At 71.6% G+C, this 22,517-nt stretch carries 27 protein-coding genes and 2 pseudogenes; 4 read left to right on the top strand and 25 right to left on the bottom strand.

Features of this window, described 5'->3' with window-relative positions; translation table 11 throughout:
* Window position 1 precedes the first annotated feature (1 nt).
* From ABTY15_RS02470 to ABTY15_RS02480, 3 genes are read left to right on the top strand one after another with little or no spacing between them, the layout of a single operon-like run.
* Entirely contained in the window at window positions 2-1,222 is a 1,221-nt protein-coding gene (locus ABTY15_RS02470) for a restriction endonuclease-related protein (protein WP_350574757.1), read from the top strand.
* A complete protein-coding gene (locus ABTY15_RS02475; RefSeq protein WP_350574759.1) occupies window positions 1,219-4,530 on the top strand; it encodes an ATP-dependent DNA helicase in 3,312 nt (1,103 codons plus the stop codon). Before ABTY15_RS02470 ends, ABTY15_RS02475 begins: the two co-directional genes overlap by 4 nt.
* Complete coding sequence (locus ABTY15_RS02480; protein WP_350574760.1) at window positions 4,530-7,298, top strand: RNaseH domain-containing protein; 2,769 nt, start codon at window positions 4,530-4,532, stop codon at window positions 7,296-7,298. Before ABTY15_RS02475 ends, ABTY15_RS02480 begins: the two co-directional genes overlap by 1 nt.
* A gap of 131 nt (window positions 7,299-7,429) precedes the next feature.
* On the opposite strand, the gene ABTY15_RS02485 is transcribed toward ABTY15_RS02480, so the two are convergent.
* From ABTY15_RS02485 to ABTY15_RS02530, 10 genes are all read right to left on the bottom strand, one after another.
* A complete protein-coding gene (locus tag ABTY15_RS02485) occupies window positions 7,430-7,774 on the bottom strand; it encodes an Lrp/AsnC family transcriptional regulator (protein WP_350574762.1) in 345 nt (114 codons plus the stop codon).
* A 29-nt stretch (window positions 7,775-7,803) separates the two neighbouring features.
* Window positions 7,804-8,025 (bottom strand): hypothetical protein, encoded by a 222-nt coding sequence (locus ABTY15_RS02490; protein ID WP_350574764.1) that lies wholly within the window; start codon window positions 8,023-8,025, stop codon window positions 7,804-7,806.
* Between the two features lie 11 nt (window positions 8,026-8,036).
* Window positions 8,037-8,267 carry a MarR family transcriptional regulator gene (locus ABTY15_RS02495; RefSeq protein WP_350574766.1) on the bottom strand — a complete coding sequence of 77 codons (231 nt, stop codon included), beginning with the start codon at window positions 8,265-8,267 and terminating at the stop codon, window positions 8,037-8,039.
* Window positions 8,268-8,380: 113 nt separating this feature from the next.
* Complete coding sequence (locus ABTY15_RS02500; protein ID WP_350574768.1) at window positions 8,381-8,710, bottom strand: esterase; 330 nt, start codon at window positions 8,708-8,710, stop codon at window positions 8,381-8,383.
* 81 nt (window positions 8,711-8,791) lie between these two features.
* The gene (locus ABTY15_RS02505; protein ID WP_350574770.1) at window positions 8,792-9,004 is read right to left on the bottom strand and encodes a hypothetical protein; all 213 of its coding nucleotides are present in this window, start codon (window positions 9,002-9,004) and stop codon (window positions 8,792-8,794) included.
* Between the two features lie 43 nt (window positions 9,005-9,047).
* Window positions 9,048-9,323, bottom strand: a complete 276-nt coding sequence (locus ABTY15_RS02510; RefSeq protein WP_350574771.1) for a hypothetical protein — start codon at window positions 9,321-9,323, stop codon at window positions 9,048-9,050.
* Window positions 9,323-9,781 carry a hypothetical protein gene (locus ABTY15_RS02515; RefSeq protein WP_350574772.1) on the bottom strand — a complete coding sequence of 153 codons (459 nt, stop codon included), beginning with the start codon at window positions 9,779-9,781 and terminating at the stop codon, window positions 9,323-9,325. Before ABTY15_RS02515 ends, ABTY15_RS02510 begins: the two co-directional genes overlap by 1 nt.
* Window positions 9,782-9,813: 32 nt before the next feature.
* Window positions 9,814-10,176 (bottom strand): helix-turn-helix transcriptional regulator, encoded by a 363-nt coding sequence (locus ABTY15_RS02520; protein ID WP_350574774.1) that lies wholly within the window; start codon window positions 10,174-10,176, stop codon window positions 9,814-9,816.
* Window positions 10,177-10,295: 119 nt separating this feature from the next.
* Window positions 10,296-10,766: a hypothetical protein gene (locus ABTY15_RS02525; RefSeq protein ID WP_350574776.1), complete on the bottom strand. Its 471-nt coding sequence runs from the start codon at window positions 10,764-10,766 to the stop codon at window positions 10,296-10,298.
* Window positions 10,767-10,851: 85 nt separating this feature from the next.
* Window positions 10,852-11,205: an SPDY domain-containing protein gene (locus ABTY15_RS02530; protein WP_350574778.1), complete on the bottom strand. Its 354-nt coding sequence runs from the start codon at window positions 11,203-11,205 to the stop codon at window positions 10,852-10,854.
* A 216-nt stretch (window positions 11,206-11,421) separates the two neighbouring features.
* Between ABTY15_RS02530 and ABTY15_RS02535 the strand changes: the two genes are divergently transcribed.
* Window positions 11,422-11,661, top strand: a complete 240-nt coding sequence (locus tag ABTY15_RS02535; protein WP_350574780.1) for a hypothetical protein — start codon at window positions 11,422-11,424, stop codon at window positions 11,659-11,661.
* A gap of 7 nt (window positions 11,662-11,668) precedes the next feature.
* On the opposite strand, the gene ABTY15_RS02540 is transcribed toward ABTY15_RS02535, so the two are convergent.
* The 15 genes and pseudogenes from ABTY15_RS02540 to ABTY15_RS02610 form a co-directional block, all read right to left on the bottom strand.
* On the bottom strand, window positions 11,669-12,475 hold the full coding sequence (locus ABTY15_RS02540; RefSeq protein WP_350574782.1) for a LuxR C-terminal-related transcriptional regulator: 807 nt from the start codon (window positions 12,473-12,475) through the stop codon (window positions 11,669-11,671).
* A gap of 20 nt (window positions 12,476-12,495) precedes the next feature.
* Window positions 12,496-13,311 (bottom strand): SPDY domain-containing protein, encoded by an 816-nt coding sequence (locus ABTY15_RS02545; protein WP_350574784.1) that lies wholly within the window; start codon window positions 13,309-13,311, stop codon window positions 12,496-12,498.
* A gap of 16 nt (window positions 13,312-13,327) precedes the next feature.
* A complete protein-coding gene (locus ABTY15_RS02550; RefSeq protein ID WP_350574786.1) occupies window positions 13,328-14,119 on the bottom strand; it encodes an SPDY domain-containing protein in 792 nt (263 codons plus the stop codon).
* Window positions 14,120-14,234: 115 nt separating this feature from the next.
* Window positions 14,235-15,053 (bottom strand): winged helix-turn-helix transcriptional regulator, encoded by an 819-nt coding sequence (locus ABTY15_RS02555; protein WP_350574787.1) that lies wholly within the window; start codon window positions 15,051-15,053, stop codon window positions 14,235-14,237.
* Between the two features lie 17 nt (window positions 15,054-15,070).
* Window positions 15,071-15,928 carry a hypothetical protein gene (locus tag ABTY15_RS02560; protein ID WP_350574789.1) on the bottom strand — a complete coding sequence of 286 codons (858 nt, stop codon included), beginning with the start codon at window positions 15,926-15,928 and terminating at the stop codon, window positions 15,071-15,073.
* The gene (locus ABTY15_RS02565; RefSeq protein ID WP_350574791.1) at window positions 15,925-16,572 is read right to left on the bottom strand and encodes a hypothetical protein; all 648 of its coding nucleotides are present in this window, start codon (window positions 16,570-16,572) and stop codon (window positions 15,925-15,927) included. The genes ABTY15_RS02560 and ABTY15_RS02565 overlap by 4 nt, the downstream gene beginning before the upstream one ends.
* Complete coding sequence (locus tag ABTY15_RS02570; RefSeq protein ID WP_350574792.1) at window positions 16,572-17,087, bottom strand: hypothetical protein; 516 nt, start codon at window positions 17,085-17,087, stop codon at window positions 16,572-16,574. Before ABTY15_RS02570 ends, ABTY15_RS02565 begins: the two co-directional genes overlap by 1 nt.
* Window positions 17,084-17,833 (bottom strand): glycosyl hydrolase, encoded by a 750-nt coding sequence (locus tag ABTY15_RS02575; RefSeq protein WP_350574794.1) that lies wholly within the window; start codon window positions 17,831-17,833, stop codon window positions 17,084-17,086. The genes ABTY15_RS02570 and ABTY15_RS02575 overlap by 4 nt, the downstream gene beginning before the upstream one ends.
* A complete protein-coding gene (locus tag ABTY15_RS02580; RefSeq protein ID WP_350574797.1) occupies window positions 17,830-18,420 on the bottom strand; it encodes a DUF4913 domain-containing protein in 591 nt (196 codons plus the stop codon). The genes ABTY15_RS02575 and ABTY15_RS02580 overlap by 4 nt, the downstream gene beginning before the upstream one ends.
* A gap of 137 nt (window positions 18,421-18,557) precedes the next feature.
* A complete protein-coding gene (locus ABTY15_RS02585) occupies window positions 18,558-19,229 on the bottom strand; it encodes an HAD family hydrolase (protein ID WP_350574805.1) in 672 nt (223 codons plus the stop codon).
* Window positions 19,230-19,291: 62 nt separating this feature from the next.
* Entirely contained in the window at window positions 19,292-20,512 is a 1,221-nt protein-coding gene (locus ABTY15_RS02590; protein ID WP_350574811.1) for an MFS transporter, read from the bottom strand.
* Window positions 20,513-20,668: 156 nt separating this feature from the next.
* Complete coding sequence (locus ABTY15_RS02595) at window positions 20,669-20,965, bottom strand: hypothetical protein (protein WP_350575093.1); 297 nt, start codon at window positions 20,963-20,965, stop codon at window positions 20,669-20,671.
* 360 nt (window positions 20,966-21,325) lie between these two features.
* Window positions 21,326-21,646, bottom strand: a pseudogene (locus ABTY15_RS02600) (DNA cytosine methyltransferase); the annotation flags it as partial.
* A 22-nt stretch (window positions 21,647-21,668) separates the two neighbouring features.
* Window positions 21,669-21,851: pseudogene (locus tag ABTY15_RS02605) on the bottom strand (DNA cytosine methyltransferase); the annotation flags it as partial.
* Window positions 21,852-21,856: 5 nt separating this feature from the next.
* Window positions 21,857-22,516 (bottom strand): hypothetical protein, encoded by a 660-nt coding sequence (locus ABTY15_RS02610; RefSeq protein WP_350574814.1) that lies wholly within the window; start codon window positions 22,514-22,516, stop codon window positions 21,857-21,859.
* Window position 22,517: the final 1 nt, after the last annotated feature.

Raw genomic sequence — 22,517 nt, forward strand, 5'->3', positions numbered from 1 at the left:
TATGCTGCAGAGTTCCTTGTTCATGCGCCATCTTGTGCGTGTGGCGCTGAAGGAATGCGATGACGTGCGGATTCGCCGGGAGCAGGCATTGACCGCCTGCTGCCTGGCAGTAGCAGCTGAGACTGACACCGGGCTGGAGACCGCACGGCGGGCAGCAATGCTGATGGACTGTCTCGGCGCGCTGCGCGCAGCCCACGCGCCCGGTCGGGCATTGCAGTTGGGCATGGGCGAGTTCCGCCAGGGCCTACGCGCCCCGCTCGCCCCGCTCCTGCCTCCGCCGGGTGATGTCGATGACCAGTTCGGTGAGTTGCGGCTGATGGACGGTGCCGGGTTGGTCCGTGACGCGCTGGAGGACCTGTGTCGGGAACATCTTGTTCCGCAGGCGGCGCTGGACCGTCACTGGCCCTGGGCACGGGTGAGGGCGGAGCAGGAGGAGCGGCGTCTGTTCGAGGTGATGCGTCGGCTGGAGCCGGAGGAGTACCGGGAGGCGCGGGCCCTTTTGGCGGAGTGTCCGGCCGGGCCGCTGCGGGTGTTGCGCAAGCGGTGGGATCGGTTGTGGATGCGCTTCGACTTCTTCGAGGCGGTCAGCGACTGGCCGTGGTGTCAGCTGGAGGGCTGGTGGTATCCGTGCCCGAAGTGCCGTTGGCCGATGCGGGTGGTGGAGACCGGCCAGGAGGTCGAGGTGCGCTGTGAGGCGCACCGGGCTCGGGGGGTGCACTACCGCCTGTCCCTGGAGCGGGGCGGGCGTGGCGTGGCGCCGACCCTGGTGGGTACGGGCAGGGCGTCGGAGCCGGTAGTCGGTCTTCCCGCCAGCGTGGATCACCTGGCGCTCAGCCGTCCCGTATGGCGGTACGGAGTGCTGCCCACCCTGCTGGAGATCGAACTGCGTGACCGGTTGAAAGCCCAGGCCCACGTGCGGGTGGAGATGTGGCCGGGCGAGCTGCGCCCCGACGAGTACGACTTGAGGATCACGGTCGCCGTGCCGGGACGGCGGGTGCGGACATGGCGAGTGGATGCCAAGGACTGGGCGTCGGCCGCCGCTCTCGCCAAGGCGCTGCTGGAACGCGAGCCGAAGCCGTATGCGCTCTGCATCGTCGTTCCGGACCACCAGGGCCACGAGGTGGCGTATCTCAAGGCTCGGCTGACCGGGCGGAGGACGAAGGTGCTCACGCTCACCCGCCTCGTCGAGCAGGTCAAGCGCGCTGCCAGGGGTGTGCGGTGAGGGACCAGGCCGAGGACGAGTGGGCACTGCGGAAGCTCGGGCTGGCCATTCCGCTGGCGCTGGCGGACGAATACTTCGGGTTCGTCGACCCCCAGGGGCTGCGGATTGTCCCGCTGGACCAAGCACACGTTTTCGCCGCCGCGCGCACCGATCTGTGGGATCGCTGGCCTCAACTTCCTCGCTGGGTACGGGAGATCGCTGGCAACTACTGGCACGTGCGGCCTCCAGAGCTGGCCGACCGGAAGGAATTCCATCAGCTCGCGTGCTGGTGGGCTTGCCAGCCGGACAGCCTGTACCGGATGCCGGAGGGCACTGAGCGGAGCAAGGCACAGTACCTGCTCGTCGCCCACGCGCAGCAACCGCTGGAGCTCGCGAGGGGCCTGGTGCGTGAGGCAGAGGAGATCTATTACCGCAGCCGCGGTCCGCAGCCCGTGGCCACGGCCGGAATGTGGGCCTTCGGCAAGGACTCCGTCGTCACGATCCCGGATGGGGAAGGCGAGGACGGAGTCACCCCCCTGCGGGTACGCACCGCCCCGTACCGAGCCGAGGTAGTCCTGTCGCGCCGCCGGATGCTCCGGGCGGTCGGCCGGCAGGTGGCCGCGGACGCGCGCAACAGCTGGAAGCCCGGATTGATGGGCCGGTTCTTCGGACGGTTGCTGGACCTGGATGACCGCAAGGTCACCCGGCTGCGGATGCCCGCAGGCAACGTCACGGTCGTCAACGCGCCGACCGGAGTCGGGAAGACCGTCCTGCTCAGGGCTGCGGCGCCCCTGCTGGCCCAGAACCGGACCGGGCCGGTCGCGGTCGTCGTCGGCCAGATCCACGAGAGCCTGAGCAACACCGAGCACATGCGTGAGGCTGAGGGCGAACTCACTCGGCATGCTCTCGACGAACAGATCCGGCAAGATGACGACCTCGTTCGGAAGACCGCAGCCGAGTTCGCTCTCGCTCACCCCACGCTGAAGGTCGTGCCGCTGGTTTCCGGCTACCGGCTGGCCGAGCAGGCCGGGCGGGCCCTGGTCCAGGGCCGCGAGCAGCGGTTCGAGGAACTGGCCTACGGCTGCGACCTGTCGACGTGGCTCACGGACGGGGAGCCGGTGCGGCGCGGCGCTGAGCCGTGCCTGTCGCTGAGGGCCGCCGATGCCGCGGACGACCGCGAGGGACCGAGCCCTGCGCATGCCTGCCCGCGATTGGGCGTGTGCGGTAAGTACGCGTTGATCCGCGAGGCTGTGGACGCGGACGTGATCGTCACCAACCACCACAACCTGCTGGGCGGGTCGGTGCCAGTACCTGTGGAGACGGACAAGGGCGTGCTGGACCGCATCAGCCTCCTGGAGTTCGTGATGCGCCGGTACCCGGTGCTTCTGGTCGACGAAGTCGACCGGATGCAACAGAGCTGGTGCGAGATGGGCACGGACGAGTTCACCCTGGCCAGCCGGGGAACCCACAGATCATCGCTGCTGGTGGAGGTCGACCGGCAACGCGAGGTCCTGGACGCGGCCAGCGACCGGCGCCTGGTCCCCGTCCTGTTCAAGGCCCGCAGCCTGGGCGAGCAGTTCCTCAACTACGTCCTGGAAGGCGACCTGTGGCTGGACCCCGCCGAGCACGATGACGACGACCGGCTGAACTCCGGCTGGCACGTGCCCGGAGCGTGGGACCGGTGGCTGCTCGACAAGCTGCTGCACGTGGACATCACCCAACCGATCGACCCCGATGTCTACCGCGACTTCCGCAAGATCTTCCCCGACCGGAAGAAAAAGAAGAGGAACCCCCCTCCGCCCCGCTACGCCGAACTTGCCGCGCTGCTGGAGAAGGCCGTCAGCCGCGACGAAAGCCACGACGCCCTGCCCCCGGTGAAGACTCAAATTGACAGGGCGCTGGCCAAACTGGGCGTCCCCAAGCACGAACGCCGCGAGATCACCAACGCCCTGCTGGTGCGTGCCTGGCTTGGCAGCCTTCGCCAGTCCCTGCGCCACCTCAAGGCCGTCCTGGCCGGCATGGGACGCCGAGAGCAGATGACAGCCGGCCGGGACCTTGCCAAGGCCCTGGGGACCTTCAATCGCAATCCTGCACTGCCTTTCGGCCCGCTGGGCTACCAGCTGATCGGCTTCAAGGTTGAGAAAGACCAGCACGGCGGAGGCCGCCTGTCCGTGCAGGCCCTCAGCGGCGACCCCCACACGAGTACCGTCCAACTCGGCGGAACCATCGCCCTGGCCACCGCCGGGGTGGAGCGCAGCATCCTGGCCCTGTCCGCGACCGCGTACTTCCCCGGCGCAGCCAAGGAGCACCTGCACACGCTGCCCGCCTACGTGATGACCGACGCGACACCTGGGTCGGTCACCGCCCGGCCCGGCAACGTCTCCGACACCCCCAACGGCTGGAACCCCATCGCCATCGGCGGCCAGGACCAGGCCAGCAAGCCCGCCCGGCTCCTCGACCTCGGCGCCCGCCTGTGGACGGACCGCCTCTCCGAACACCTGAGATACCTGGAGAACCACGAACGCGACCGGGCCCGTGCGATGGTCGTCTCCAACGCCTACAGCCAGGCCATGGTCCTCGCTGCCGGCATCGCCTCCGTGATCCCCGATCCCTCCTGGATCGCCGTGGTGGTCAAAAAGAAGAACACGCCGCCAGGCGGGGTCGCCCCGCCCCAGGGAGTGGTCATGATCACCGTCGACCAGCTCGAAGACCTCCCCTTCACCCACCCCAACGTCAAGGTGATCTGCGCACCGATGCGCCTGGTCGCCCGCGCCCTGAACATCCTCGTCCCTGGCACCGACCGCTCCGCCCTCGCCTCGGTCTGGGTCGCCACCCGGCCCCCCGCCGACCTTCACTCCCCGACATCGATGTACGCCAGCATCGGCGCCGCCGGAATCGCCGCCGGCCGCGCGGGACCCGACCCTGCCCGCATGCTCGCGGACCAGAGCCGCGCCGCCCACAAACGCCTGTACCAGCTCCTTAGCGCCAGCCCGATGCTCTCCCGCCTCCCCAAGTTCCTGAAGATCGAAGTCCTCGCCGGGATTCTCGTCGACATGATCCAACTCGCCGGACGCGCCCGCCGCGGCGGCACCCCCGTACAGCTCTACCTCGTCGACAACGCCTTCTTCGCCACCCACTTCGGCACCGACTACCCCTCCTTGCTGCGCGCCTACTACGACCAACTCACCGAGCACCAGCAGTACCAACTGCGCCGCACCTACGGATCCACCCTCACCGCCTGGCTCGACCTCGCCCATTCCACCGACCAGCCCCACCTGGTCCACGTCCCCCTGCCTCGCGCCAGCGCGGCCGAGTACGAAAGACCCTGATGAGTACCCAGACCCGGCTGTCCCTGCTTGCCCCCCACACCGACGAGAACCTCCTCGGCACTACCTACCTCTACCCGCTGCCCGACAAGATCGACAAAGCATGGCCAGCCCTGCGGCAGATGTACCGCGGAATCACCGGGTCCAAGGGAAACCTGCCGTACGCGGGCCTGCTCACCGTCCTTCGTGCCACCGGCTACACCTGCGCGGCCCTTTACCCCCAGAGCAAGGAACACCCGCCGAAGTACCTGGCTACCAGCCGCCCCATCGACCGTGACGACCTCCACGACGCGATCGTCCTGTGGGAACAGGCGCTCCTGCAGACCGAACGCGACCGCTTCTCCTTTGCCTACCAGAGCGAGATCGCTGACCTGATCGCCGGCACCGCCCCCGAAGAGACCCCACTGTGGGGGCACTTCACCCCCACCGGCGGCTGCATCGACGCCCCCGGCTGGGCGTGGAGGGCAGCCAGCTGGGCCGTCGCCAGCAAGCTCGCCGCCGAGCCCTGGCAGATCGACGGCAAGACCGTCCGCTTCCGCCCCGACCTGGACGGCAACCTCCTGGTCTGGGACACCGACCTGTTGTGGACGAACACCTGGGGCGCCGCGTACGGCGACAAGGACACCAACAGCCCCGGCGAGGAAACCCCGGAGTGGAAGACCCGCACCCACTGCGCAGCCCTACGCCTGAAGGTGGCCGTAAAGTCCTACCCCGGGCTGAACATTCCGGTCGCCGCCATCCAGCCGGTCGTCTCCCGTCTGAGCAACACCCTCCGCAGCGCCCGCACCGGCTGGTTCGCCCCCCGCGCCGCGGACGGCCCTCTCCTCAATCTCACCTTCGGAGGCCGCGGCGACCACACCCACGTCGACCACACCACCCGCCTCGCCCTGGACGCCTGGACCCGCCTGCACGGCGAAGACGTCTTCCCCCGCGCCGTCGGCGAAACCGACTTCCTCGCCCCCAGCGCCTGCGACCTCACCGGACCACCCGGCGACCTGCGCGCCCTCATCCCTTTCTCCGGCACGTACTCCATCGGCAAGGGCGACGGCATGCACTCCAGACGCGAACTCGCCCGCTACGCCAGCACCGCCCTCGACCAACCGCTGCTGCAAGCCGAACAGGTCGCCGGACGCGCCTTCGGCAGCCGCCGCAGCACCGACCAAGGCCGCGACAGCGTCCTGCTCGACGACCCCCGCCTGGGCGAGATCCTCATCATCGCCGGCCGCGAACGCCTGCGGATCCTCGTCCTCTACCGCCACCAGGACGAGCGCACCCGCATGCAGCGCCTGCTCGCCTACCACTACAGCCGCCCCGACCTCGCCGCCACCGGCATGCCCGAGGGAACGCCAGTACCGCTGAACGACCACGTCGAGGCGTTCCTGCAACCCGCAGACGACCTCCTCCGACACGGTGACCACCACAAGCAGCGCCCCACCCTGGCCCGGCAACTCGCTGGACTCGATGCCCCCGAAGGGACCCGACTGCTCGCCCTGTGCGAGACCGAGTACGACGCCAAGGCATGGGGCCGCCAGCGCCGCGAATCCCGCAAGACCGACTCCACGGTCATCGACCCCTACGAGCTCGACGCCAAGCCGCATGCCGTCCGTGAACTCGCCCGCCTCGGAGTTCTCACCCAGTTCCTCACCCCTCACAAGCCCGGACGGCGCAACCCCCGGAAGAAGGAACGCGAGGTCATCACCGATCTCGACCTGCTCGGGCGTGAACTTGAAGGAGACCACCGCGGCCACATGGCCATCGCCGACCTCCACCGCTCAGCCGGCCTGATCCACCCCCGCCTGACCGACGCCCTGACCTTCGGTCCGAACGGGATCAAGGAACCGCTCGTCCACGTCGGCCTGCACCTGCGCCAACAGCTCGGCGATCGTCGCGGCCCTGCGACCGAGGAGCCGCGCCTCATCTGGACCCTGGTCGCACTCGTGCCCGGTCCTGACGGACTGTGGCAGTCCCTTGCCTACCTGCCCGACGCGGATTCTCCCGGAGGGCTCTGGCTCGACTACGCCACTGCCAACGCCCTTCACCGTGCCCGCAGCCTTCCCGAAGGCCGACGCCGCGACGCACAGCTGCCCCGCTCCATCGACAAGGCCCTGTGGGAACTCGGCTCGTTCGCCAACGCCGCTGCTGGCTACAACTTCTATGTCTCCGGCGACGAAGCCCGCAGCATCTGGCCGCTGCTGGCGAACCGCCACCTTGGCCGCACACCCGAACCAGACGGCACCCTCGACAAGCGCACCGCCCTGCCAGGCTTCAGTCTCCCTCCCGGCCACCGCCCCCGAGCCGTTCTCCGCGTCACCGCGGGCACCGAGCACGTCGCGACTCCCGCCCTCGTCGAACGACTCGAGAAGACGGACGAAGGGGAAGCCGAATTCCAAGAACGGAAGCTCTCCACGGGAATCTTCCGCATGAAGGGCACCACTCGGAACTTCATCCTCTGCAACCTGCCTGAGCAGTACAAGGGAGGCTCGCGCCACGCCCGCGCCGGCGAGAAGTACACCCGCTGGGCCAGCACCTCGGCAGAGGAACAGGCAGAAGCCTGGTACAGCCACACCGCCACGGAGATCAGCGTCCTCCACCTCCCCGACGGTCATGACCCTGTCGCCTACGCCGTGGCCGCCGCCCGCCTGTGCGATCACGCCCTTCACTGGAACTACCGCACTCGCTACCCGGCACCCATCCACCTCGGCATCCAGATGGACCAGGACCACTGGGAGTACAGACGGACCGTCGACGCAGGCTCAGAGACCGAGGACTGAGATACCAGCCAGCGGGATCGCGGAATACAACACGCCAGAATGAGCACTCTCCGCCGGTAGCTTAGAGCGGACAACAGTGAGGAACCGCCACCGGTATCGGTGGCGGTCCTCATCGTTGCTGGCCAGCGCCCCTAGCCGGGAGGCGCTGCGGACGGGGGGAGCTGGTCGGAGACGGTCAACCGGCGAAGACTGAGCCGGACGGCGGCCGGGCGCAGGCCGAGCTGGTCGGCGAGGGCTTCGGGGCCGAGGGCGGGGTCTTGCCGGAGCCGCTCGAGGACGGCGTGGTCGGTCCGGTGCTCGCTGCCTCGGACGGTGCGGTAGGCGGCCAGCGCGCCGCCACCGAGGGCGAAAAGCCCCACGGCGCACACCGCGTAGGCGTCGGCCAGGGCGGCCGGGACAGCAACGGCGGCGCCCAGGGCAGCGAGGGTGCAGCAGACGATGAGCGCGCCGGGGCGGTGGATCGGGTGATCGGTCACCGGGTGGCGGCCTCCTGTGGCTTGTCCGGTCACGGGCGCGCTTGGATCGGGCCCCGGAAGTCGCAGCCGGGGCGGGCGTCTTCGCCCTCGATGTGGCCCTCGTACCAGCCGTGGACGGCTGCGTGCAGGATCGCCTGCTCGATAGTGGCTTCGCCGGAGGTCACGGAGTTGATGGCGTTGGCGACGATCAGGGCGAGCACGGCGGAGTCGGGCGCGGGGAACGGGGGCGAGGGCCTCGGAGAGGCGGGCACGGCGGACTCCATCAGCTGCTGGTGTCGGTGGCCGGGTTGTCGAGGAGGTCGCTTCGGTGACCCTGGCCGACCGGCTTCCAGCTCTCGAAGGTGGAGGGCTTCCAGCGGGGCCGGTCGGAGATGCTGGTGTCGTCGGGGGCGGGAAGGGTGCCTCTGTTCTTGCGGTTGCGGGCGGCGCCGACGCTGATGCCCAGGTGCGCGGCGACCTCGGCGTAGCCCCAGAGCTGCTGGTCGTCGGCCATGCGTATGTCCTTCCTCCGTGGTTCGGTGACGAGCGTACGCGCTGCCGGTCGGCCGGGCGTACGGCGAGGCCGCCCCGGTCTGGTCGGCGCGGGGCGGCCTTGTGCGGTGGTGCTCAGGAGTCGGCGAGGCGGTTGGCGAGTTCGAGGGCGGCGGTGGCGACGGAGAGGGCGGAGCACAAGCCGGTGACCTCGGACAGCGTGGGGCGCACCAGGCGCGGCCAGTCGTCGGGGGCGGCGGGCCAAGTAGCGAGGTGGACGTCGCCGGTGGCGAGGCCGAGGCGGGCGGTGACGTCCCAGCCGGCCCCGGGCGCTTTCTCCCAGCGCAGCAGGATGCGGCCGAAGCGGAGCTGGGGCGAGGTGGCCGGGAGCCAGAGGGCCTCGACCGGCTGGTCGGGGGTGGTGGGGACGCGGTGGACGAGTGCTCCGCTGGCCCACGGGGGCATGGGGTGCAGTGCGAAGCGGTCGAGCGGCTGCGGGCGGGCGACGTGACGGGTGGTGGGGATGTGGGTCTCCTTCGGGTGGGGTCAGGACCAGGCGAGGTGGTCGCGGACGGCGGGCGGGAGGTAGCCCTCCTGGCCGTCCTCGCCGAGGTAGGCGGTGCCGTTGTGGACGATGACGTCCGTGCCGACGTAGTGGGCGAAGGGGAAGTCGGGGTTGACGGCGAGGCGGACCTGCAGGGTGGGGTCGAGGTTCTGGAGCTGGGCGATCAGGTGGGCGACGGTGAAGTGCTGGGGCATTCGGGTCTCCGGGTAGAGAGGGGGTGGCGGGTGTGGGCGGCGGTCACGGGAGGTCGAGGTGGAGCAGTTCGCGCAGGACGGCGGGGCCGTTCGGGGCGGGCTTGGGGTGGGTGGCGAGGTGCTGTCTGCGGGACTCGTTGACGTAGCCCTTGCCGGAGTTCTTGAACTCCCAGCCGCCGCAGGTGCAGACGGCCTGGGAGTAGGAGCGCCCGGGGCAGTCGGGGTGGAGCGGCTTGCCGGAACTGGTGTGCTTGTGCTCGGGCGGGCAGAGGCTGCGGTCGGCGTGGTGGTTGGTCAGCGGGGCGCGGTGGGCGGGCATCAGGTCCTCGTGGTCGGTGGGGCGGTCAGCTCGGGAGAGGAGAGTGGCGTGCCGTGCAGGTCGCGGTGGGGGCGGATCAGGACGAGGTCGTCGGCGGGCCACGGGTCGCAGGTGTCCCAGGGATGGCCGGTGGTGAGGACGACGGTGCCGTCAGGGCCATGGACTTCGGGGAGGCCGCAGACGCCGCAGCCGCAGGTGGGGTGGTAGGGCTCCGGGCAGGCCTGGTAGGGGCCGGCGGCGAAGTAGGCGGTCCGGTGGAGTCGTCGGGGTTGCGCGGTTTCGAAGGCGGAGACGATCAGGTCGCCGGAGCGGACTTGGTCGGCGCGGACGATCCGCAGGTGAACGCTGGCGAGGATGCCGTGGCTGGCCTGGTGCTCGGTGGTCGCGGAGACGACCACCGGGTGGAAGTCGACGTGGTGGGTGCTCGTGGGCCTCTCCCTGCTGGTCGGCGGTTTCATCCCGGGCGGTGCGGCCCGGGAGCGCGGTTGGTTCAGTCGGCAAGCCGGTAGGAGCGCATCGGCAGGGATTCGCCCTCGGCTTCGCGGACCACGAGGCCGTCAGCGGCCAGGCGGTCGAGCGATCTGGCGACCGTGCGGTCTGCCAGGTCGAGCGCGTTGCCGATCTGGCGCACGCGGGCGCCGTCCGGCACTTTGGCGAGGTGGGCGATGACCTTCCGGTCGCGGCGCAGGCCCAGCTCGTGGATGTCGTCGAAGGCGCTCAGCAGGCCGCTGACAGTCACGCAGAGGCTGAGGGAGAAGGCGGCGGAGCCCGGTTCGACGGCGAAGGCGTTGAGCGCTCCAAGCGCGGCGATGGCCGGGCCGGGGATACGAGTTGGGTCGATGGTGAGCTTCACGTGCGGATTCCATTCGTCGGAACGGGAGTTACGGGAGGGGCCGGGAAAGGGCCCGCCGCTGCGGTGGGTGCCCGGAAGCGGGCGCGCGGCGGGGCCCGTGCCGTGCTGAAGGCGAGCGGTCAGCTGGCCAGGGTGAGGGAGCTGCTGACGGGGGTGGCAGCCCCGGCGTCGAGACTGACGATGCGCGGGCCGGTCGAGATGCTGGCCTGGCGGGTGGCGAGCCAGAGGGCGACCGAGTCGGCGCAAGCGGCGCAGTCGTCCGCGAGGGAGAGGCTCCCGTCGCCGACGTAGACGTCCACCACGTCCTCCTCGTCGGCATCGAAGGGCGAGGTCGGCTCGGGGTAGAAGCAGGCGAGCCAGGCGGAGTGGAACTCGGAGGGGCGCGCGATCTGGCCGTCATCGTCGGTGACCAGGATGTGCCCGTCGGGTAGCGACAGGTACAGGGCGAAGTAGCCGCCGCCGGTGTGGACGGGCTCGACGGCGAGGCCGCGCTGCCGCAAGGACTGGTAGACCGGACGTCCGGCGACGGGGCTCTCACCGTGGGGCAGTTCGTCGGTGAGGGCGGACTCGATGGTGCGGACGAAGGCCAACGCGTGCTCTCCTGTGGTGGGTTGGTCGGTTGGACAGTGCCCGCCGGGGGATGGCACGTCCTCCGGGGGCAGGGGCTGGCCGAGGTCAGCGGGTGGGGTTGGCGATGAGCGCGGCGAGGAATCCGGCGACGGCCTCGGAGGGCGTGCGGATGCCGAACTCCTGGGTCCACGACGTGGCGTCGGCGCCGGTGGGCTGGACCTGGATGCGCCAGACGATGCCGCGCTGCCAGGCGCCGGGGTCTTCCGGCAGCCAGCCGACGTACACCCGGCCGTCCGGGCTGGTGCAGTGGACGTTCGCCTCCGGTGTGTCGACCATCGGCCAGCCGAGGCCACTGAGGAGGGCGAGCACGGGCTCCGCGCAGTGGTCGGAGGAGAGCCAGGAGCGGCCCTCGGTGGCGGGGCGGACGGGGGCGGGCAGGAGGCTGCTGGGGGTGTTCACGGGGGCCGGTCCCTTCGTTGACCTGCGGTTTCGGCGACGTGAGTACTTTGACATGCAGCGTCCCGAAGTTCGTAGTCGTTATCGGCGATCGGACTCTGCCGTGGGCGAACTGGAAGGGAATGGATCGGGGCACCCGGGTGCTGAATCAGGGTTACGGCGCGAGGCCGTACGGGGCGAAGGGGGACGACGGCGTTGGTGGCGAGCAGAGGCCGGGACATGGCGGCACTGGAGCGCAAGATCCGCAGCGCGGGGCGAGCCTGGACGATGGGCGACGTCACGGTGATCGGCGAGGGCCAGTGGGCCGTGCGCACCGTGAGCCCGACCGAGCGCCAGCAGAACGACACGGTGGCGGCACGGCTGGCGGACGGGCAGCGGGTCGAGCTGACCGTGGAGGAGCTGGCCCGCGCGGTGGGCGCCATGGATCCGGGCGCCCACCGCGACCGCGAGGCGAACTGACCGGCGCCTAATGCCGGTTCGGCACGGGCCTGGCCGAAGCGGCGGCGGCCGGCGGGGCAGGCCGATCCGCGGGAAGCCCCAGAGGCTGGGGTGCCTGCGAGGTGCGGGCGGTGGCGGCCCGCACGCGCGCGGCGTCCGGGCCGCCATCGGCCTTGAGTGCGAGTTCGCGGGCATCGATGACGTGGCTGATCGCCTGCAAGGCGGTGTTGCTCTCGGCGTACGCCGTGCGCAGTGCGCTCGCGGACTGGGTGATCCGGTCGAGGTCATAGAAGGCCGGGACGTGACCGGGCCGGGTGAGCGCGTGCAGCCGTTCCTGGTGCACGACAGCGGCGTTGGAGACGACGACGAGGTGCGAGCGCGTGTGCATCGCCGTTCGCAGCAGCGGGTCCTCGACCGGCGTGCGGACCGACGCCTTCTCCAGTTCGGCGATCGGCCGGCCCCAGGCTTTCTCGATCATCGAGTCGGCGTGGTCGAGGGCAGTCGGGTCGGACACGGTGTCTTCCAAGGGAGCTTGCTCAGCGACCGGGCGGGAAGCGGCGGCCTGCTGCTGGGCGTAGAGCTGGACGGCGTGGTCGTTGCTGCCGGCGCCGAGCTTGCGGCGGACTCGGGCGGCGCGGGAGTGGACGGTTGCAGCGCGGGCGCCCTGTCTGCGGGCGATCTCGGCGACGGTGTAGCCCTCGGTCAGGTAGCGCAGAGTGCTCGTCTCGACGGGGGTGAGGGGCAGGCCGAGGAGGGGCATACGCAACGGGGTCTCCTTCCGGGAGTTGCGGCGGCGCGATCTGGAATTCGCCTGGCATTCAATGGACTTGGACATGGCTTGCTCCTCCGTGCGGGTCAGCGGGCGCGGCCGGCGAGCACGGGCTTTGGGAGCGCCGGAGGACGGGTTGAGGTGGTGTGGGCGAGCACGGACGTGGCGGCCTGGGGGACGGAGAGCGAGCGGGATGTGGCCGCCCTGACGCGTGCGACCTCCAGCGGGCTGGGCGCGGTGGGCGCGGCGACGGTGCCCTCGGGCAGGCGCGCAAGCTGATCGCGCCGCAGGTACCGGTGCACCGGGGACGGGTCGAAGGCGGCAGTGGTGAGCGTGTCCAGAAGAGGCGCGGGCAGGTGCGAGGAGGCGCTGGCGTACCAGCGGCGCTCGGGCGGGCCGGCCTCGAAGAGCCAGCGTTCGGTGGTCTCGTCCATCTCCTCGACGTGCCGCAGGAAGCCGGGGCGCGTCGATCGAGTGACGAGCTGATCGGGGCTCTGGAGGACGACCGGGTCCACCCACTGTCCGGCCGCCCGGTGCGGTGCGGGACGGCCGGCGCCGAGGTAGGCGTCGGGGCCGCGTGTGTAGGCGTCGGCGAGGGCGGTGGTGAAGTCCTGGACGATCTCGGTGGGCACCCGGTCGTCGAAGGTGACCAGCCACTGGGGGACGGTCGGCTCCGGACCGGCGCTGATCTTCCAGAGCGTCGAGTCCGGGCCCTCGGGTAGGAACGCCAGGCGGGCGGTCAGGTCCGGTGCGGTGACGTAGGTGTTGCCCAGGTCGTCGTTGGTGGCGGCCCACCCGGCCTTGACCAGCGGGGTGATGGCCTCCGTGACGTCGACCTTGGTGTCCGCGAAGTAGCGAGGCTGGACGCGGTACTCGCGGGGCTTTTCGGAGATGTACGGCATGGAAGTTCTCCGGGGGTCAGCGCCGGCGTGCTCCGGGAACCGGCAGCGCGGCGGGCGGGACGGCGGGGCCCTGCGGGGTGCAGGCGCGCTGCGGCCGGGCGAGGGCCGGGATCGGGGCGCGGCGGGCGGTGACGTGGGGCAGGTGGCGGGCGGGGACGGCGCCGAGAGGCCGCTCAACAGGTTCGGAGGAGCTGAAGGCGAGGGCGGCGCGCACGAGCGGGTAGAACGGCACACCGATGCTGAAGTCCGCATGCCAGAAGGGGTGTTGCGGGTCGCCTGCGATCATGCTCCACGACGGCGGGACAAGGCCGGCGATCTCCTCGTCGGCGGGCTGGTATCCGACGCGGTGCCGGTAGAGGGCGGTCCCGTCCGGCGCGACCTGGTCGTGGAAGCCCTGCGGGCCGGGGTCTGGCTGCCAGCCGCGGTCGGCGAAGACGGACCCAGGCGTGCAGTCGAGGTGGTGGGGTCCGCCGAGCAGGTAGTCGCGGTGCCGGCTGCGCAGGCCGTCGACGAGGACGGCGGTGAAGGCGGCAGTGATCTCGGCGGGCGTGCCGGGTCCGAACACCGCACTCCACAGCGCCTCCGAGCCGGAGACGGTGTAGCCGTGGACGCTCCACCTGCCCGGGTTCTCGGGTGGACCGGAGCTGGTGAAGACGGCGGTGCGGCAGGGACTGGTGAAGCTGGCACCCCCGTCCGCTGTACGGGCGCGGCTCCAGCCGGGGGCCGAGACCAATTGGCCGGTGACAAGTCGCTGGTCGCCGGGACCGGCGAGACGAAGCGGACGAACAAGATAGGGGACGGTGGGCACGGGTGGGCTCCTGAGCGTGGCGGGGAGCGGGCCCGCACACCGCCGTTGGCGGGGCAGCGTGCGGACCCGGGGCGCGGGGGACAGAGAGCCGGTCTGTGGCGGGAGTTCACGGTGCTCACCGGCCGTACGAGTACGAGAAGGAGGCGGCGGGTGTGACGCCGGCGGGGACACGGGGCTGCGGCACCGGGGGGTGGCTGAACAGCGCGGAGGGGGCGGGGCTGCGGCGCAGGGCGGCAGCGGTCCGGACAGACTGCGCGGGGGCGCCGATGGTGCGCTCGGCGGCCGGCACCGCGCGGGCAGCAGCGCCGCTGTGCCGGTGCTCCCACTGCTGGAGGGCGGTGTAGACGGGCCCGAGCGCCCGTCCGGCGTCGGTGAGGAGGTAGGGGGCGCCGTGCCGGTTGTCGGCGCGCGCAACCAGGCCGTCCGCCTGCATGCGGTTCAGCCGGGCCGCCGCGAACTGCGGCGGGGAGTAGAGCAGTTCGGCCAGGTGGGTCAGGCGCAGGCTTCCGCGCTCCGAGAGCAGGCGGACGGTTTCAGTGGTGTCCGTCAGTTGCAGGCGGTGCATGGCGGTCTCGACCCGGTCGTACCGTCCCTGCGGGGTGCGGTCGATGTGGTCGGAGGACCACTGGGTGAGAGCGCGGTAGACGGGGCCGAGCGTGCGGGCCGCGGACGAGAGCCGGTAGGGGGCCCAGCGGTCGAACTCGCCGTCGCGGGCCACCAGGCCGTCGGTGGACGTCGTGGCCAGGCGCTTGCTGACGTACGACTGCGACAGTGCCGGGAAGTGCTGGGCTACGTCCGAAACGCGCATCTCCGGGCCGTACTTGGCGACCGTGTGCACGATGTGGGTGGTCCACTTCGGGGCGAGACGGCGAAGGGCGGCCTCGGTGCGCTGCGCGTCGGTGGTGCTCATCGGGGTGGACGGCTGGATGGACATGGCCGGGAGTTCCTTGTTCAACGGGTGCGGGAGGAGGAGAGGGAGGGCCGGGCCGATGGTGACGGGGGCACCGCCTGGGCGGGGCCGGTCGCGGGCGTGACGACTGGGCGTGCGGGGGTGCGGGCCAGTGCTGCGGCGACGCGCTGGTCGGCGGTGCGCGAGGCATCCAGGAGGGCCTGTCCGGCGGGCGTCAGCGAGAGCAGATGGCCGGGCCGGTAGGACGAGGTGCTGGTATCGGCGGCCACGAGGTCCTCGGCCATCAGCGCCTCGACGGTGTGCGCCCAGACCGACGGCGCCACGTCACTGCCATCGGAGGTGAACGTGTAGCCGTAGACAGCGCTCTTGCACAGCCGCAGACGACCACGGTCGATCGCCGCCAGCGCCTCGAACTCCCGGGTCCGGGGGTCGTACCTCGACGGCGTACCAGGAAGGTCGCGCTCGGCGGCCGGCGCCGGGGAGGCGGTGACCGCCGCGCGCTTGACGGCAAGAGGACTCCCCGGATCCGCCAGGCCCTCCTCGGTACACCGCTCGTACGCGCTGACCACATCCGAGAGCTGCTCGGACGCCGCGCCCCGCCGAGTGGCGAGCAGCTCGACCTGAAGGCCGGCGGACTGCATGACTCCGTTGACCCCGCGCATCGAGGCGTGATCGCCCCGGGCGATCGGCGCCAGACGCTCGGTCACCTGCTGGGCCTTGGCGGTGAGGTCCTGGTGGAGCCGGTCGACGTCGCGGGCGCAGGACGCCACCATGAACGCGAGGCGGGTGAGAGGGCTTTCGCCGGGGTGGCGCGCATACAGCTCCCAGGGGTTCTCGACACCGAGCCGGTCGAAGACCAGGTGCGCGCCGGGGTTCTTCAGCGGGTCGTGGGGGTTCATCCGGCCGTCTCCATCCGGGCGAGGAGGGAGCGGACCAGGGTGGGCAGGCTGTCGGGGCCTTCGCCGCCGAGGCGAACAAAGCTGACCTCCTCGTCCAGGAGGCGGCGGGCATCCTCGGCCAGGGCGATGATGATCTCCGTGCACGCGTCCGTGAACTCGGTGGCGGCGAGCAGGGCCTGTCCCAGGATCTGCAGGTAGCGGCCGGGCGGGAGGGCGGCCTCTGTAGCGAGGGCGGTGATGGCCTCCTGGTCCTGCGGGGCGTAGGCCGACAGGTCGAAGTCCGGGACCTCGGCCGGTGCCGTGGTCGCGTCGTCGGACTGCAGGCCGGCCTCGACGGTCAAGCGGTCCACGGCCTGAGTGAGGTCGGCGAGCGATTCGCTCAGCCAGCCCAGGGCGGAGGCGTAGGAGGCGAGGGCGAACAGGGCGGCGGGGGTGGTCGGCAGCCGCTCCTCCAGCAGCTCCTCCAGCCGGAAAGCGAGTGCCGTGATCACCTTCGGCCCGGCGGTGAGCGGCCCGAGGACGGGGTGGAGGTGAGAGCGCGAGCGCGGCGTGACGTGCTCGGCGGTGACGATGCCGGTGACGGCTTCGGCGGCCTCGGCGAGCCATGCGGCGAGGTCGGTGTGCGTGGGGGTGGGAGCGGTCATCATCGGGCCTTTCGGGGGGCAGCGCCGGGGGCGAAGCCGGGGGATGCGGTGGTGTAGGTGGGTGCGCCAGCAGTTCCCGGTACGGGGCGAACGGATCGGGCGCGGGCCGCGCGGACGCGGGCTTCCTGCTGCTGCCGGATCTGGGCCTCCCGGGCCGGATCCAGGCCGGGCGGGAGGTTGAGGCCGGTGCGGCCCAGGCGGTTCTGGGCGGAGCGGTAGACCGCGTAGTCGAGCCGGGGCCCGGCGGCGACGAGGTGCACCTCGCGCCGGTGCTGGGACTCGGGCGCGGCGTCGCGAAACTGGACGATCAGGCGGTGGCTGGCCCACTGGTCGCCGACGCCGAGGTAGATCTTGTGGCACCCCTTCAGCCGGCCTTCCAGACGGGTGGCGACGCGTTCGCCGCGGACGAGGTCCTGCAGGTGCAGCAGGGCCTGGTCGCGGATGGGCTCGGGGAGTTGGCGCAGGTCGGCGAGGGCGTCGGGGTGGGCGGAGAAGGCGAACTTGGCGCGGCTCACAGCGACCGCCCCCGATCGGGCTGGGTGACGGCGGCGGCTGCGGGCGCGGCGGCCAGGACGCCAGCGGCGGTGACGGCCGGGGCCGTGGTGCTGCGGGCGAGCGCGGCGCTGGTGCGCAGGGCCTCGGCGTCGCGGCGGTACTCGGGCGGCTCGGGCAGCGGGGTCGAGCGGTTCTCCAGCCAGTCGTCGGCGGCGGCGTGGTCGGCGAAGGCCCCCTCGCGCACCGTGTAGGTGAACTGGTCGGGCTGAAGCGTCTCCAGGAACACGCGGACGGGCAGCTCGCTGGCCTCGCGGTCGACGGCGACGCTCCAGCCCTCGGTGTCGGAGTCGTCGATCACTTGGTAGTCGGCGACCTTGAGACTGTCGCCTGCGCGCCGGATGCGGTCCTCGACCCGGACGGACAGCTCGTCGGCGGGGCGGGGGACGTCGAAGACCGGTGCGACCTTGTCCGGCGGGCAGCCGCGGTTGACCAGCCAGTTCTGCGCGAACGCGAAGGTGGCGTGCCCTTCCCGGTGCATGCTGAACATGCCTCGGCTGGTGTCGCGGTCGACGTCGAAGGAGACGATGTTGGCCTTGTTGGGGTAGTCCCAGGTCGCTGTCTTGTCGAAGGCGATGATGAAGCTGCGCTCGCCCACGTCGTGGTGGGAGATGAGCTGGAAGTCCTTCTCCCAGGGGTAGTTGTACGCATGGCCGGGGGACTCGTCGGCGGGCTTGAGGCCGTCGAGGCGGAAGTCGAGGGTGGTCATGCGGCGAGTCCCAGCTGGTCGGGGGTGGTCAGGACGCGGTGGGCCAGCCGGGAGGGGCTGGTGGTGCAGGCGGCGAACGGGCCGTCCGGAGCGCGGAGCTGGAGCAGGGCGTGGTCCAGGTGGTCGCGGTGCCACGTCGAGGGCCCGCTCTGGCCGGCCTCGGCGGCGGTCAGCTGCTGCCACGCGAGCCAGAGCGCGTGGAGGCGGGCGACGGCCTCCGGGTGCTCGTGCCACTGCGCGCACCACGGCCGGGTGGAGCCGATCTCCCTGCCGTAGACGGGCAGCAGGATGTGCGTGACCCAGAAGGAAAGCTCGGCCAGTTCGGCGGCGTACTGGGCACCGCCCATCGCGAGGATGAACAGCGAAGGGGCACCGCCGGCTTCGCCCTCGGGCGCGGTGTCCGGCGTGGCCGAGCCGGACACAGTCTCGTCGTCGGCTTCGGAGCCGAGGCGGTCGAGGATCACGCCGTGCTGGCGGACCTCGGCCATGGTGCGGTTCAGCGCGCTGACGAGGTCGTCGAGGTCCTCGTCGGGGATACGGATCGGCTCGGGCTCGGGGGTGCCCGGCATCGGGTCGGACTCGGACATGGCACATCCAGGGGATTCGGACGGACAGGGAGGGCGGGGTCGGCTGGTCTTCTTCGGGTCACGGCAGGGCTCCGGTGCAGCGGTTGGTGAGGAGATGGTCCGCAGGATCGGCGGTTTGGTCCGGCCGCCGATCCTTGCTAGGCGCAGGCCAGTTGGGCGGAGCGGTCCTGGACGAGACGCAGGCCGAGGGCGGCGGCGCTGGTGAGGGTGTCGGTCAGCGGGTGGCCGGAGGCGGCGAGCTTGGCGGGGTGGTGCAGCCCGCCGGTGTGCAGCACCGCGAACGCGCCGTTGGCGTGGGCGGCATCCGCGTCGTCGACGGCGTCGCCGACCAGCAGCACCTGGTGCGCCTGCCCGGTGAGGCCGAGGGCTTCGAGGTGAGCGGCGAGCGGGGCGGCCTTGGTGCCGCCGGAGGGCCCGGTGCGGCCCTCGACCCGGGTGAAGAAGTGGCCGATGCCAGCCTCCTCGACCTCGCGCACGAGGGTGTCGTGCGGGCACAGCGACAGCAGCGACTGGGTGTGGCCGGCCTCGCGCAGCGCGGCCATCAACTCGATCGCGCCCTCGCGCACCCGCACCGGCTGGGCCCGCAGGTGGTCCAGGAAGGCGTTGTCGCTGGAGAGCCACTCCTCCTCGGTGATGGTGCGGCCGAGCAGGCGGGCGTAGAAGTCGGGGATCGGCACGGTGTGCTTGGCCCGGTAGGTCTCCTGGTCGACCGCCTCGCCGCCGAGGGCGGGCAGCGTCGCGTTCAGCGCGGCGACGTGGTCGTCGAGGTCGTCCTTGACCGTCCCGTTCCAGTCCCATACAACGTGCATGCGGGTGAGGGGAGTTGCGGCGGCAAAGAGAGTGGTGTTCACGGCAGTGTCCTTCGGGGTGGTCAGGAGGAGAGGCGGTCGTTGAAGCGGTGGAGCAGCCACAGTGCGAAGGCGGCCCCGGCGAGCGGGACGGCGGCGACGAGCAGTGGGGCGGCGACGAGCAGTGGGGCGGAGGCGAGGGAGGCCAGGGCGGTGCCGGCGGCCTGGCCGACGCCGATGCAGGCGATCAGCCAGGCGAACGCCTCGGTCGATTCGCCTTCGGGGGCGAGGCGGTCGACGGTGAGGAACGCGGCGGTCAGCAGCGGTGCGAGAAAGGTGCCGGGCAGCACGGCGCCCAGGACGGCGGCGGCGGGCGCGGGGTCGGGCAGCAGCGGCAGCCATCCTGCCGCGAAGCCGACCGAGGCGGTGACCAGGTGCTTGGCGGGGGCACCGGGCCAGGCGTGGCGGCCGTAGGCGAGGCCGCCGAGCATGCTGCCGATGGACAGCGCGGCCGGCATCACCCCGGCCAGCCACCCGGCGTGGTGGCGCTCGGCGACGGACAGCGCCAGGACGTTGACGGCGCCGAGCGCGACACCGGTGCCGATCAGCGCGGCGAACAGCACCCGAAGCCCCGGAACACGCAACGGACCCGTCCAGTGCACCGCCTCGGTGAACTCGGATGGCTTCCAGGCGCGGGAGGGCTGGGAGGTGACGACCAGGCCGGTGCCGAGTAGGCCGAGCGCCGCGGTCGCCACCAGCGCGGTGGCCGCACCGGCACCGGCCGCGAAGCCCGTGGCCAAGAGTGGACCGGCGACGAACACCAGGCCCTGGGTGCTGCTGTCCAGCGAGAGCGCGCTGCGCTGGCGCCCAGCGTCCGGCAGCAGTACCGGCCACAGAGCCCGAAGGCCGGCCTCCAGCGGCGGCGTTGCCAGCCCCGCCACCAGCACGGTGAGCGCGGCGAGCACCGGGTGGCGCGCCCGGCCGGTGCACGGCAGCAGAAGGAACGCCGCACTGGCGGCGGCCGTGGCGGCGACGAGGACCCGGGTCTGGCCGTGGCGGTCGACCAGGCGTCCGAGCAGCGGCTGCCCGAGCGCGCAGGCGAGGCCGTACAGGGCGCCGAGGGCTCCGGCCACGGCGAGCGGGCCGTGCTCGGCACGCACCAGCAGCAGGATCGCGATCGGCGCCATGCCGGTGGGAAGGCGGCCGATCAGGGTGCCGCCCAGCAGGCGGGCGACGTACGGCGTACCCAGGACAGCGCGGTATCCGCTGTCCTGGGCCTGGCCGCAGGCGGTGGTGGTGCTCAAGGAGAAGGTCCTTCGGTCGTACGGCCGGCGGCGCGCGGGCGCGCCGGACCGGGGCATGCGCAGGCATGACAGCCCCCTCGGGTCGGTGCGGCTGCGGGGAGAAGAGTCCGCGGATTCCGGGATTTGGTGCGGCCGGGAAAAGGAGGTAGAAGCCCCTCACGCGGCATGGCAGCGGGCACAGCGCGGGAACGGAGGGGCCAGCAACTCCAATGCCCTCTTGGCCTGTTGGGGGACGACGCCGTTGCCGAGCGCGGTGAGCTGGGCTGGGCGGCCGAGACCTGGGGTGGCGGTCACCCAGCCCGCCTCAAGCCCTTGCATCCACTCGACGAACTCCGCCCGGAGCTTGCCGCCCGCATCGGTGGCCGCCGGCGCCGGGCGGGTGAGCGTCTCCCATCGGGCGACGGCTGCGGCGTACGGTCCCCACCGTCCGGGGTCGAGCCGTCCTGCGGCCACAGCGGCAGTACCCCTGCTGTCGAGACCGGCGAGGCCCGGCGCCGGGAGCGTGAGGCCGGGTTGCGGGGTGAGGAGGGCCGAAGCGAAGCTGCTGCCGAGGGCAGGGTCAGGTCCCCGCCGCCGTGCCGCTGGTTCGGCGAGCCCTTGATCCCGTCCGACGCCTTGGGAGTGGGCAGCAGCCACTCCACCTCGTCCGCCAGGTTCGGGCCGTGGCCGCCGCGCTTCCTCTTCTCCGGGTGCTGCGAGCCGCCGTTGGAGCCGATGTTGCTCGTCGGGGTCTTGAGCAGCGCCGTGGCCGGCGGGCCAGGCGGTGAGGAAGACCCTGGCTCGGTGGTGGGGTGCACCGACGTCGGAGGCGCGAAGAACGAGCCACTTCGCGTCGTACCGAAGCTCGGCCAGGGTGCCGAGTACGGCGCCAAGTGCCCGCAGATCAGGCTGGGTTGGGTCGTCTCCCAGACACCACGGGCAGCGCTCCACGTCGCCACCGGAGGCGGCGACAGCGGGGGAGGTGAGCAGTCCTCGTACATTCTCGACCACCAGGAGGTGCGGGCGCAGGGCCTCGACAGCGCGAGCCACGTGCAGCCAAAGACCGGATCGGGTTTCGGAGTTGAGCCCGGCACGGCGGCCGGCGACCGAGACGTCTTTGACAGGGGAAGCCCGCCGTGAGGACGCACACCCCAGGGACGGTGGACCAGTTGATGCTGGTGATGTCGCCCAGGTTCGGCACGCCGGGCCAGTGACGGGCGAGGATCGCGGACGGGCCGGGCTCGGTCTCGGCGTGCCAGGCCAGACGGCCGCCGAGCGCGGCCTGGACGCCGAGGTCGAGGCCGCCATATCCGCTGCACAGCGACCCGATCAGCGGGCCGCCTGTGGTGTCCGGGACCATGTCCGTCACCGTCGGCCTCGGGGAGAGTGGGGAGTCGCGGTGGGTGTGGGCGTGGTCGGGGCGGCCGGCAGGACAGTGAGGGTGCTGCCGGACCGGGCCAGCGCGGCCCTTTCCCGCTGGGACGTCGGACCCAGCTCCTCCGTGACGGTCTCGGCGAAGAGTGCGGCCAGGTCCGGTGCCGGCATCGGGCGCCTGCCAGTCAGGTGGTGGGCGCTGTCGAACATCATGTCGACGGCACGGTCGATTCCCGCCCGCGCGTTGGCGAGGAGGCGGGAGACCTCGGTGGCGGCCTGCCGCTCGAAGGCGCTGGCGGTCTCCGGAGCCCGTACACGGGCGTCGGCGAGACGGCTCGCCACCTCCACTGCCCGCGTGAGATCCAGGCTGACCTGGGCCAGGGCTGTCCCTATGGAACTCCACTCCCGAGCCAGGACAGCAGAGCGGGGACTGGAACGGGGATCCTGCGAGTGGAAGCTCGCCTCACTGATGGCCGCGTGATGGTGGTACTCCACTCGCTCCACGGCCTCGGCGAGATCGCAGACGGTGACCTCGCGGCCGTTGCCGTAGGCGTTGGAGAAGGAGTACGGATGCCGTGCGCTGGCACGGACGAGCTCGGTCGCGGCCGACTCGAGCCGGACGGCGTAGTCGTGGGCGTCGTCGTCAAGCATG

It is taken from the genome of Kitasatospora sp. NPDC097643, assembly GCF_040302625.1.
GTDB lineage: Bacteria > Actinomycetota > Actinomycetes > Streptomycetales > Streptomycetaceae > Kitasatospora.

Excerpts from the sequence above, each read along its gene's own strand:
- ABTY15_RS02470 (WP_350574757.1), top strand. The coding sequence starts at position 2 with ATGCTGCAGAGTTCCTTGTTCATGCGCCATCTTGTGCGTGTGGCGCTG.
- ABTY15_RS02480 (WP_350574760.1), top strand. The coding sequence starts at position 4,530 with ATGAGTACCCAGACCCGGCTGTCCCTGCTTGCCCCCCACACCGACGAG.
- ABTY15_RS02495 (WP_350574766.1), bottom strand. The coding sequence starts at position 8,267 with ATGGCCGACGACCAGCAGCTCTGGGGCTACGCCGAGGTCGCCGCGCAC.
- ABTY15_RS02500 (WP_350574768.1), bottom strand. The coding sequence starts at position 8,710 with ATGCCCCCGTGGGCCAGCGGAGCACTCGTCCACCGCGTCCCCACCACC.
- ABTY15_RS02505 (WP_350574770.1), bottom strand. The coding sequence starts at position 9,004 with ATGCCCCAGCACTTCACCGTCGCCCACCTGATCGCCCAGCTCCAGAAC.
- ABTY15_RS02510 (WP_350574771.1), bottom strand. The coding sequence starts at position 9,323 with ATGCCCGCCCACCGCGCCCCGCTGACCAACCACCACGCCGACCGCAGC.
- ABTY15_RS02515 (WP_350574772.1), bottom strand. The coding sequence starts at position 9,781 with ATGAAACCGCCGACCAGCAGGGAGAGGCCCACGAGCACCCACCACGTC.
- ABTY15_RS02535 (WP_350574780.1), top strand. The coding sequence starts at position 11,422 with ATGGCGGCACTGGAGCGCAAGATCCGCAGCGCGGGGCGAGCCTGGACG.
- ABTY15_RS02540 (WP_350574782.1), bottom strand. The coding sequence starts at position 12,475 with ATGTCCAAGTCCATTGAATGCCAGGCGAATTCCAGATCGCGCCGCCGC.
- ABTY15_RS02545 (WP_350574784.1), bottom strand. The coding sequence starts at position 13,311 with ATGCCGTACATCTCCGAAAAGCCCCGCGAGTACCGCGTCCAGCCTCGC.
- ABTY15_RS02555 (WP_350574787.1), bottom strand. The coding sequence starts at position 15,053 with ATGTCCATCCAGCCGTCCACCCCGATGAGCACCACCGACGCGCAGCGC.
- ABTY15_RS02560 (WP_350574789.1), bottom strand. The coding sequence starts at position 15,928 with ATGAACCCCCACGACCCGCTGAAGAACCCCGGCGCGCACCTGGTCTTC.
- ABTY15_RS02565 (WP_350574791.1), bottom strand. The coding sequence starts at position 16,572 with ATGACCGCTCCCACCCCCACGCACACCGACCTCGCCGCATGGCTCGCC.
- ABTY15_RS02575 (WP_350574794.1), bottom strand. The coding sequence starts at position 17,833 with ATGACCACCCTCGACTTCCGCCTCGACGGCCTCAAGCCCGCCGACGAG.
- ABTY15_RS02580 (WP_350574797.1), bottom strand. The coding sequence starts at position 18,420 with ATGTCCGAGTCCGACCCGATGCCGGGCACCCCCGAGCCCGAGCCGATC.
- ABTY15_RS02585 (WP_350574805.1), bottom strand. The coding sequence starts at position 19,229 with ATGCACGTTGTATGGGACTGGAACGGGACGGTCAAGGACGACCTCGAC.
- ABTY15_RS02610 (WP_350574814.1), bottom strand. The coding sequence starts at position 22,516 with ATGCTTGACGACGACGCCCACGACTACGCCGTCCGGCTCGAGTCGGCC.